The 9,272-nt window shown below is 57.1% G+C and carries 7 protein-coding genes and 1 pseudogene; 1 reads left to right on the forward strand and 7 read right to left on the reverse strand.

Going from position 1 to position 9,272, the window contains the following annotated elements; all coding sequences use genetic code 11:
* On the reverse strand, nt 1-246 hold a 246-nt coding region (locus tag ACX4ZE_RS22215), incomplete at its 3' end, for a hypothetical protein (protein ID WP_480275410.1).
* 208 nt (nt 247-454) lie between these two features.
* On the opposite strand from ACX4ZE_RS22215, the pseudogene ACX4ZE_RS22220 reads away from it, so the two are divergent.
* A pseudogene (locus tag ACX4ZE_RS22220) lies at nt 455-1,530 on the forward strand (transposase).
* A gap of 212 nt (nt 1,531-1,742) precedes the next feature.
* Here the strand turns inward: ACX4ZE_RS22220 and ACX4ZE_RS22225 are convergent.
* The 6 genes from ACX4ZE_RS22225 to ACX4ZE_RS22250 all read right to left on the reverse strand — a co-directional run bounded on the left by ACX4ZE_RS22225 (nt 1,743) and on the right by ACX4ZE_RS22250 (nt 9,063).
* Nucleotides 1,743-2,618 (reverse strand): ETX/MTX2 family pore-forming toxin, encoded by an 876-nt coding sequence (locus ACX4ZE_RS22225; protein WP_480275411.1) that lies wholly within the window; start codon nt 2,616-2,618, stop codon nt 1,743-1,745.
* 497 nt (nt 2,619-3,115) lie between these two features.
* Nucleotides 3,116-3,985, reverse strand: a complete 870-nt coding sequence (locus ACX4ZE_RS22230; RefSeq protein WP_480275412.1) for an ETX/MTX2 family pore-forming toxin — start codon at nt 3,983-3,985, stop codon at nt 3,116-3,118.
* Nucleotides 3,986-4,483: 498 nt separating this feature from the next.
* The gene (locus ACX4ZE_RS22235; RefSeq protein WP_480275413.1) at nt 4,484-5,353 is read right to left on the reverse strand and encodes an ETX/MTX2 family pore-forming toxin; all 870 of its coding nucleotides are present in this window, start codon (nt 5,351-5,353) and stop codon (nt 4,484-4,486) included.
* A 679-nt stretch (nt 5,354-6,032) separates the two neighbouring features.
* Nucleotides 6,033-6,902 carry an ETX/MTX2 family pore-forming toxin gene (locus tag ACX4ZE_RS22240; RefSeq protein WP_480275414.1) on the reverse strand — a complete coding sequence of 290 codons (870 nt, stop codon included), beginning with the start codon at nt 6,900-6,902 and terminating at the stop codon, nt 6,033-6,035.
* Between the two features lie 517 nt (nt 6,903-7,419).
* Nucleotides 7,420-8,289: an ETX/MTX2 family pore-forming toxin gene (locus tag ACX4ZE_RS22245; protein WP_480275415.1), complete on the reverse strand. Its 870-nt coding sequence runs from the start codon at nt 8,287-8,289 to the stop codon at nt 7,420-7,422.
* 513 nt (nt 8,290-8,802) lie between these two features.
* Complete coding sequence (locus tag ACX4ZE_RS22250) at nt 8,803-9,063, reverse strand: hypothetical protein (RefSeq protein WP_480275416.1); 261 nt, start codon at nt 9,061-9,063, stop codon at nt 8,803-8,805.
* Nucleotides 9,064-9,272 lie beyond the last annotated feature (209 nt).

Genomic DNA, 9,272 nt, shown 5'->3' on the forward strand with positions numbered 1-9,272 from the left:
TGGCCCACCTGACGATCGCCTGGGCCCTCGGATACCCGCTAGCGAAGCGACCGGCGTCACCGCCACGATGGCGGCGACCGTGTGCCGCACCCCACGACGTTTCCGCGGATCGGCCGGGCGCAACAGCATATCCGGCAACCCGGCACCAACCAGCACTCCGGCGCCGGGGTCATCGCTCGAATTCTGCGGACCAGGGCGCGGCCGACCATTGGAGAGTAGAACAGAAGATGGTGACAATGCGGGCACGGCAAAGACTTTCGCAACGAATTGGCGTGGTGACCAAGGTCGTTACCGTAAGCGATCGTGCCCACTCGACGACACGCAGAAAGCCACACCCTCATCCACCGATGAAATCGGTGGATGAGGGTGTGTCGAAATAGAGAAAGTTCCTTCTGAACTGGGATGATTAGAGTTACCACACTGCAATCGAGACCGGATTGGAAAGGCACTTTCAGTGAGTTTGTTCCACAGGTTCGCTGCCGACTCGGCGAGGTTCGACGACGACAACCTCGTGTCGTGTGCCGGGCTGGTCCCGGTGATGACGTTGGCCGAGCAAACCGGCCTGACCAGTATGTTGGCCGATAAGGTGTCGATCACCGCGCCACGGATCAAGTCCGGTCGGCGTATCCAGCCCCGAAGCTGACCACGCTGATCGCGGGAATGTGCGCGGACGCGGACTGCATCGATGACGTCGATGTGCTGCACAGCGGGGCATGACCGAGTTGTTCGCGGGCGTGTATGCGCCCTCGACGGTGGGAACACTGTTGCAGGAGCTCACCTTCGGACACGCCAAAAGCTGGATTCGGTGCTGTGGGAGCATTTGCTCGCTCTCACCGAGCGGGTGGATCTGCCATCCGGCGCGGCGACCCGGACGTTCGTGGATATCGACTCGCTGCTGCGGCCAGTCTACGGCCACCGGAAAGAGGGCGCATCCTACGGTCACACCAAGATCGCAAAGAAACAGGTTCTCCGCAAAGGGTTTTCACCGTTGGAGACCGCGCTCAGTACCGATGTCGCCGCGCCGGTGGTGTCCGGAAACAGGCTGCGAGCGGGCAAGTCCGGGTCAGGGAAAGGGGGGCCGGGTCGATGGTCACTGCCGCGATCGGTGCCGCCCGCGCTGCCTGCTCATGCGGCACCGTCCTGGTGCGTGGGGATTCGGCCTACGGCACCCGCAAGGTCGTGCGCGTCGCCCTGACGCCCGCTACCCCGACGCACGGGTGATACCGCCAGAGACTGTTCCCCCTCTGGCGGTATCACCCGTCCTTCACCAACCCGCAAGAACCCGTTGCCGTCGCCGACATCACCCACCGCAAACATGCCAACATCAAGACAGTGTTCTCCGACCTCATCGACGGGCCACTCGCGCACATCCCGTTTGGGAAATTCGGTGCCAACTCCGCCTGGCTCCTGTGCGCTGTGATCGCCCACAACATGTTGCGCGCCACCGGAATCCTCGCATGGGTAGATCCATGGCACACGTTATGGGACAACATAATCGGCCACAAACCACCACAACCAGCCACCATCTGACCACCCAGGCCCCACCAGCCCGAAACCCAGGTCGGTGGATTGAGGCTCAGCGCATACCCGCATTTCACGACTTCGACGGTTCTCTGATGGCGCACCGAGGCGAGCTGCCCGGTGTACACAAGGGCTCCTGGTGAGCTTGCGCTTCTGGCCCGAGGGGCCCTCTCCCGATAACGATCGAGAGAGGGCCCCTCGGTGGGTTTGTGTATGTTAGGTCAGAACGCCTTGAAGGTTCGGTTCAAGGTCTTGGGCGCAGGTGCGGTGGGAGTGTCTGGTTTGATCGAAACCTTGACCATGAAGGTCGTCCCGTAGGTGGCAGTGTAGGTTCCGGTACCCTTGAAGTGCAGCGTCTTCTTGGCATTGTCCAGCGAGAAACCTTTTCGCAGTGGCGGGGCCGCCCTGAAGTCAGGGGTTATTCCCTTGTCTTGTGACTTCTTGATCGTGTCATAGATCGAGAAGCCGGAAGAGGGGATGAGCGTGCTCAATATAGTCCTACCCCATGGGCGGATGACGCCGCTGATATCGGTGGTCAGGTCGACGTTTCCGCTGGCTGTCGACTCCTGTAAGGTGACGGTGACGGTGGCTGTGGAGTGGGGGGGAACCTTGATGGTCTGTCCGGGCGCGGTGTAGGTCGTCGATTTGGATGTCGAGGTGCTGTCTGTCTGGTTGAAGGTCCAGGTCGTATTCAGTTCGGCGCCTACCTTCAGTGCTTTGCTGATATCCAGCGAGGCCGATACCTTGGTCCAGACTTCGAACCCGCGCGTGACCGATGTCGTCGTTGTGTTGTCTATGGTCTTGGAGAAGCTCTGGCTGGTCAGGGTCTGTTCTTGGTTGGTGGTGTTCCGCAAGGTCGCCGTGCCCGCGAACCATTGTTTACCCAGGGTGATTTTGGGGCTTCCCGTAAGCGCCGCGGCGGAATGGGTGAACGACACTGCATTGGTGTTCGCACCGATGTAGTCCCAGATTTGGTCCTTGAACAGCCCTTCGAGGCTGGTGTTCTGAGTGGTTCCCGCATGCGCGGGAATCGCGGTAAGGAAAACGGTGGATACCGCAGATATCATGCCGACAGCAACGCTGATGCCACGCTTCATTGCTAGTTCTTTCTGTCTTTTGTGAATTTCTCAGGCGCGGTAGTTGTTCTCGATGCGCACGAAGAGCGCCGCGACTGTGCCGATTGTCTCCCGGCATCCTTGCTGGAAGGTGTGATGAGAGTATGTCTGTTCGACAATGCGTTATGTCCGTGATCTGCTTTCCTCCAATACTTCCGGAGGAGAACAGTAGACACGGCTCTACAAGTTATTGTCAACGAAGTTCGTTTTTGTTTATTTTGTTCACGAAGGCCCTCGATCGTGATTTGATCATCCGTGGCCGGCAGTTCGGGCTTCGCGCATAACTTTTCAGGGTGATAGTGTGAAATATCTTGTGCAGCAAGATTTTTCGGTCTCTGTTGCTTTTTCCGCATGTGTTGACGTACCGAGGCGAGCTGCTCGGTGCGTATATGAGCTTCTGATGAGTGTGCGGTTCATGACCGCGGGCCCTCACCCGGTAACAGTTGGGAGAGGGCCCGCGGTGGGTATGTGCGCGTAGGTCAGAACGCCTTGAAGGTTCGGTTCAAGGTCTTGGGCGCAGGTGCGGTGGGAGTGTCCGGTGTAATCGAAATCTGGACCTTGAAGTTCGCTCCGTAGGTGGCGCTATAGGTTCCGAGTCCCTTGAAGTGCAGCGTCTGCTTGGTGTTGTCCAGCGAGAACCCTTTTCGTAGCGGAAGGGCCTTCCCGCCGCTGACGGTCTTTCCGGTGTCCTGCGCGTATTTGACGTCCTGATAGATCGATTGTTCGTAGCCTGCGCAGTTGCGTGGCGTGCAGAACCATGGGAGGAAGGAACCGCCGATATCGGTGTTCAGGTCGACGTTCCCGGTGGCTATCGACTGCTGTAAGTTGACTGTGACGGTGGCTGTGGAGTGCGGGGGAACCGTGATGGTCTGTCCGGGCGCGGTGTAGGTCATCGAATTGGATGTCGAGGTGCTGTCGGTCTGGCTGAAGCTCCAGGTCGTATTCAGCTCGCCGCCGAACTTCAGTACCTTTCCGATATCCATCTCGGTCGTCAACTTGGTCCAGATCTCCAGTCCGTTCGTAACTGACGTCGTCGCCGTGTTGGCTACGGTCTTGGAGAAGCTCTGGCTGGTCAGGGTCTGCGGCTGGTCACTGGTATTCCGTAGGGTCGATGTGCCCGCGAACCACTGTTTACCCAAAGTGATTTGGGGACTTCCCGCAAGCGCCACGGAGGAATGGGTGAATGTCGCTTTAGAGTAATCGGCATTGGTGAAGTCGCCGACTTGCTCTCTGAGCACGTCGTCGAGCCTGGTGATCTTGTTGGTGGCTGCATACGCGGGGGTTGCCGCCAGGAAAACGGTGGATATCGCAGATACCATACCGACAGCAACGCTGATGCCACGCTTCATGGCCAGATCCTTCCATCTTTCTCGATTCCGTCAGGCGTGCGGTGGGCGCGCTACGCGCGTGAAGTCCGCTACGACTGTGCCGATCGTCTTCCGGCGTTTCGGCCGAAGACGTGACGGAAGGAGGCCTGTGCGGTAGTGCTCCGCACCTGCGATCCCTTTTCCATCAACACCTTTCCGGCGGAGAGAAGTAGACATGGCTCCGCGAGATGTTGTCAACGAAATTCGTTTTTGTTCTTTTTCTTCACTGAGGTCCCGACCGCGTCTCGGTCATGGACGGGTAGTAGTTCGGGTGCTGCGCGTACACCATTTCATGGCAGTGGAGCAGATTCTCTTGTGCCGCTGGATGTTTCGGATTCTGTTGTGACTTTCCTCGTGAGATGGCTTACTGAAGCGAGTCGTTCTGTATACGAGAGTTATTGGTGGGCTTGTGTTTCCAACTCACAGGCCCTCTTCCGATAACGATCGGAAGAGGGCCTGTGGTGAGTATGTGCGTGTAGCTCAGAACGCCTTGAAGGTTCGTGTCAAGGTCTTGGGCGCAGGTGCGGTGGGAGTGTCCGGTGTGATCGAAACATGGACGGTGAAGTTTGCTCCGTAGGCGGCCTTGTAGGTTCCGGTCCCTTTGAAGCTCAGCGTCTGGTTGGCGTTGTTCAGCGAGAATCCTGCTGGCAGTGGGGGGGTCTTCGTGAAGTATTGGGTCTGTCCGCTGTCCTGCGCTTGTTTGACCATCTGGTAGATCGATTGATAGGAGCCTGTGCACTCCTGATTTGCGCAAACCCATGGGCGGAAGGAGCCGCCGATATCGGTGGTCAGGTCGACGTTTCCGGTAGCTACTGACTGCTGCAGCATGACGGTGACGACGGCTGTGGAGTGTGCGGGAACATTGATGGTCTGTCCGGGAGCCGTGTAGGTCATCGACTTGGATGTCGAGGCGCTGCGTGTCTGGCTGAAGCTCCAGGTCGTACGCAGTTGGGTGCCTACTTTCAGTGCCTTACTGATATCCAGCGAGGCCGATATCTGGGTCCAGATGCTGAGCCCCTTCGTGACCGATGATGTCGTCGTGTTGGCCACGGTCTTGGAGAAGCTCTGGCTGGTCAGGATCTGTGGCTGGTTGCTGCTGTTCCGTAAGGTCGAGGTGCCCGCGAACCACTGTTTGCCCAGAGTGACTTTGGGGTTTCCCGTAAGCGCCACAGCGGAATTGGCGTACGTCGCTTTATTGTAGTCGGCATTGTTGTAGCCGCCGTATTGAGCTTTGAGCACGCTGTCGAGGCTGGTGATCGTGATGGGGGCCGCGGATGCGGGGATTGCCGTGAGGAAAACGGTGGATATCGCGGATATCACACTGGCAGCAACACTGATGCCACGCTTCATTATCAGATCCTTCTAAATTTGTTCAATTCTTGAGTACTTCAGGTGTGCGGTAGGTGTTCGCGACGCGCACGAAGTACGCCATGACCGTGTCGATCGACTTCCGGCGTCCCTGCTGGAAGGCGTATCGAGCGGAGATCTATTCGGTAAGGCTTCGCTCCAGAAGTCGTGGTTCCTTCAATATCTCTACCGGCGGAGATCAGTAGAGATGGTATAGCGAGATATTGTCAACTGAGTTCGTTTGTGCTGCCTGATATTTCGGTCGTTATCGCTTCTGTCTGCGTGCGATGACGTGCAGGTGTGTGTTGTCCGGTGTGCACATGAGCTCCTGGCGCGCTTGCGGTTTCGTGACCATGAGCTCTCTCCCGGTAAAATCGGGAGAGAGCCCTCGGTGAGTTTGTGTATGTTAGGTCAGAACGCCTTGAAGGTTCGGTTCAAGGTCTTGGGCGCAGGTGCGGTGGGAGTGTCTGGTTTGATCGAAACCTTGACCATGAAGGTCGTCCCGTAGGTGGCAGTGTAGGTTCCTGCGCCCTTGAAGTGCAGCGTCTTCTTGGCATTGTCCAGCGAGTAACCTTTTCGCAGTGGCGGGGCTGCACTGAAGTCAGGGGTTATTCCCTTGTCTTGTGACGCCTTGATCGTGTCATAGTCGGGTGAGAACCCGCGGCGAGCATAAGCGCGTAGGTCAGAACGCTTTAAAGGTTCGTGTCAAGGTCTTGGGCGCAGGCGCGGTGGGAGTGTTTGGTGTGATCGAAATATTGACCTTGAAGTTCGCTCCGTAGGCGGCCTTGTAGGTTCCGACTCCCTTGAAGTGCAGTGTCTGCTTGGCGTTGTCCAGCGAGAACTCTTTTGGCAGTGGAAGGGGCTTTGAGTTGCTGACGGTCCGCCCGTTGTCTTGTGCGTATTTGACGTCCTGATAGATCGATTGTTCGTAGCCTGCGCAATTGCGTGGCGTGCAGAACCATGGGAGGAAGGAGCCGCCGATGTCGGTGTTCAGGTCGACGTTTCCGGTGGCTATCGACTGTTGCAGGTTGACGGTGACCGTGGCTGTGGAGTGCGGGGGAACCGTGATGCTCTGGCCTGGAGCGGTGTAGGTCATCGACTGGGACGACGTGGTGCTGTGTGTCTGGCTGAAGCTCCAGGTCGTATTCAGTTCACCGCCTATCTTCAGTGCCTTCCCGATATCCATCGTGGCCGACAGTTTGGTCCAGATACTGAGCCCGTTCGTGACCGACGTTGTCGCCGAGTTGGCTATGGTCTTGGAGAAGCTCTGACTGGTCAGGGTCTGTGGCTGGTTGCTGGAGTTCCGTAAGGTCGACGTACCCGCGAACCACTGTCTACCCAGAGTGATCTTTGGATTTCCCGTAAGCGCCACAGCGGAATTGGTGTACGTCGCTTTACTGTAGTCGGCATTGGTGAAGTTACCGACTTGTCCTCTGAGCACGTTGTCGAGGCTGGTGATTGTGATGGGGGCTGCGGACGCGGGGATTGCCGTGAGGAAAACGGTGGATATCGCGGATATCGCACCGACAGCAACACTGATGCCACGCTTCATTGTCAGATCCTTCTGTATCTGTTCAATTCTCGAGTTCTTCAGGTGCGCGGTAGGTGTTCGCGACGCGCACGAAGTACGCCACGACCGTGTCGATCGACTTCCGGCGACCCTGCTGGAAGGAGTATCGAGCGGAGGTCTATTCGGTAAGGCTTCGCTCCCGAGGTCGTGGTTCCTTCAATATCTCTACCGGCGGAGATCAGTAGATATGGTCTAGCGAGATATTGTCAACTGAGTTCGTTTTTGTTCTTTTTCTTCATGGAGATCCCCGATCGCGATTTGATCATGGTGGAGACCGGTCACGGGCATCGTACATACAATTCTATGACGGTGGAGTAGAGATTCCTTTGTGCTGCCTGATATTTCGGTCGTTGTCGCTTCTGTCTGCGTGCGATGACGTGCCGGTGTGAGTTGTCCGGTGTGCACATGAGCTCCTGGCGCGCTTGCGGTTTCGTGACCATGAGCTCTCTCTCCCGGTAAAATCGGGAGAGAGAGCTTGCGGCGGCTATGTGTGCTTAGGTCAGAATGCCTTGAAGGTTCGTGTCAAGGTCTTGGGCGCAGGCGCGGTGGGAGTGTTTGGTGTGATCGAGATCTTGACCTTGAAGTTCGCTCCGTAGGTGGCCTTGTAGGTTCCGACTCCCTTGAAGTGCAGTGTCTGCTTGGCGTTGTCCAGCGAGAACTCTTTTGGCAGTGGAAGGGGCTTTGAGTTGCTGACGGTCCGCCCGTTGACTTGTGCGTATTTGACGTCCTGATAGATCGATTGTTCGTAGCCTGCGCAATTGCGTGGCGTGCAGAACCATGGGAGGAAGGAGCCGCCGATATCGGTGTTCAGGTCGACTTTCCCGCTAGCTATCGACTGTTGCAGGTTGACGGTGACCGTGGCTGTGGAGTGCGGGGGAACCGTGATGCTCTGGCCTGGAGCGGTGTAGGTCATCGACTGGGACGATGTGGTGCTGTGTGTCTTGCTGAAGCTCCAGGTCGTAGTCAGTTCACCGCCTATCTTCAGTGCCTTCCCGATATCCAGCGAGGCTGTTAACTTGGTCCCAACGCTGAGCCCGTTCGTGACCGACGTTGTCGCCGAGTTGGCTATGGTCTTGGAGAAGCTCTGACTGGTCAGGGTCTGTGGCTGGTTGCTGGTGTTCCGTAAGGTCGACGTACCCGTGAACCACTGTCTACCCAGAGTGATCTTGGGTCTTCCCGTAAGCGCCACAGCGGAATTGGTGTACGTCGTTTTACTGTAATCAGCGTTGGTGAAGTTGCCGACTTGTCCTCTGAGTACGGAGTCGAGGCTGGTGATCTTGATGGGGGAGGCGGACGCGGGAACTGCCGCGAGGAAGATGGTGGATATCGCGGATATCGCACCGACAGCAACACTGATGCCACGCTTCATTGTCAGATCCTTCTGTATCTGTTCAATTCTCGAGTTCTTCAGGTGCGCGGTAGGTGTGCGCGACGCGCGTGAAATTGGACATGACTGCGTCGATCGTCTTCCAGCGGCTCCGCTGGAGGACGGGACGGGAGGAAGTCCATTCGGTAAGGCTTCGCTCCGTTGATTGTGGTTCCTTCAACACCTTTCCGGCGAAGTTCAGTAAACATGATTCCGCGAGATATTGTTGACCGGGTTCGTTTTTTTCTTTTTCTTCACAGCGGTCCCGATCACGACTTGTTCACGGGTGGGGAATTTTTCGAGTGCTCTGTATGTCCAATTCCATGGTGGCAGATCGAAATCCCTTGCGCTGCTCGCGAGTTCAGATGCTGTCGTGTATTTCTGCGCGAGATGGCATATCTAGGTGAGTTTTCCGGCGTGCACAGGAGTTTTGGTGAGCCTGCACTTACGACTCGCGGGTTCGCCCTCTCGACCGCTATCGGTCGAGAGGGCTTGCGGCGAGCACGCGTGTGTAGATCAGGACGCGCCGAAGTTTCGCGTCGCGGACTTCGGTGCAGGTGCGTTGGGAGTGTCTGGTTTGATCGAAATATTGAACATGAAATTCATCCCGTAGGTAGCCTTGTGGATTCCGGCGCTCTTGAAGTCCAGCGCCCACTTGGCGATGTCCAGTGAAAGCCGTTCTCGCAGAAGGTCTTCCTGTTCTATCGTTCTCAATTCTTTCAGATGTGCGTTGGTATTCGCGACGTGCGCGAAGTCCGTCACGATTGTGTTGATCATCTTCTTTCGGGTTCCGGCGGAAAGACCTGACTTGGGCCACATTTCTGGCTTGACGGTGGGTGTGGGTTCGTGACGTGCTGTTCTTCGGTGTGTGAGGGTTGGGATTTGCGCACTAACTGTTGTGGGTCATGACGTTGGTGACGCCCGAACGGGGGTGAGATGAGGGGACGGGTCTCCCGGCGGCAGGATGAGAAACGACCAAGCCTCTC

Source organism: Nocardia sp. TBRC8007 (assembly GCF_056629435.1).

Coding starts and splice junctions, on each gene's coding strand:
- ACX4ZE_RS22240 (WP_480275414.1), bottom strand. CDS start 6,902: ATGAAGCGTGGCATCAGTGTTGCTGTCGGTGCGATATCCGCGATATCC.
- ACX4ZE_RS22245 (WP_480275415.1), bottom strand. CDS start 8,289: ATGAAGCGTGGCATCAGTGTTGCTGTCGGTGCGATATCCGCGATATCC.
- ACX4ZE_RS22225 (WP_480275411.1), bottom strand. CDS start 2,618: ATGAAGCGTGGCATCAGCGTTGCTGTCGGCATGATATCTGCGGTATCC.
- ACX4ZE_RS22250 (WP_480275416.1), bottom strand. CDS start 9,063: ATGATCAACACAATCGTGACGGACTTCGCGCACGTCGCGAATACCAAC.
- ACX4ZE_RS22230 (WP_480275412.1), bottom strand. CDS start 3,985: ATGAAGCGTGGCATCAGCGTTGCTGTCGGTATGGTATCTGCGATATCC.
- ACX4ZE_RS22235 (WP_480275413.1), bottom strand. CDS start 5,353: ATGAAGCGTGGCATCAGTGTTGCTGCCAGTGTGATATCCGCGATATCC.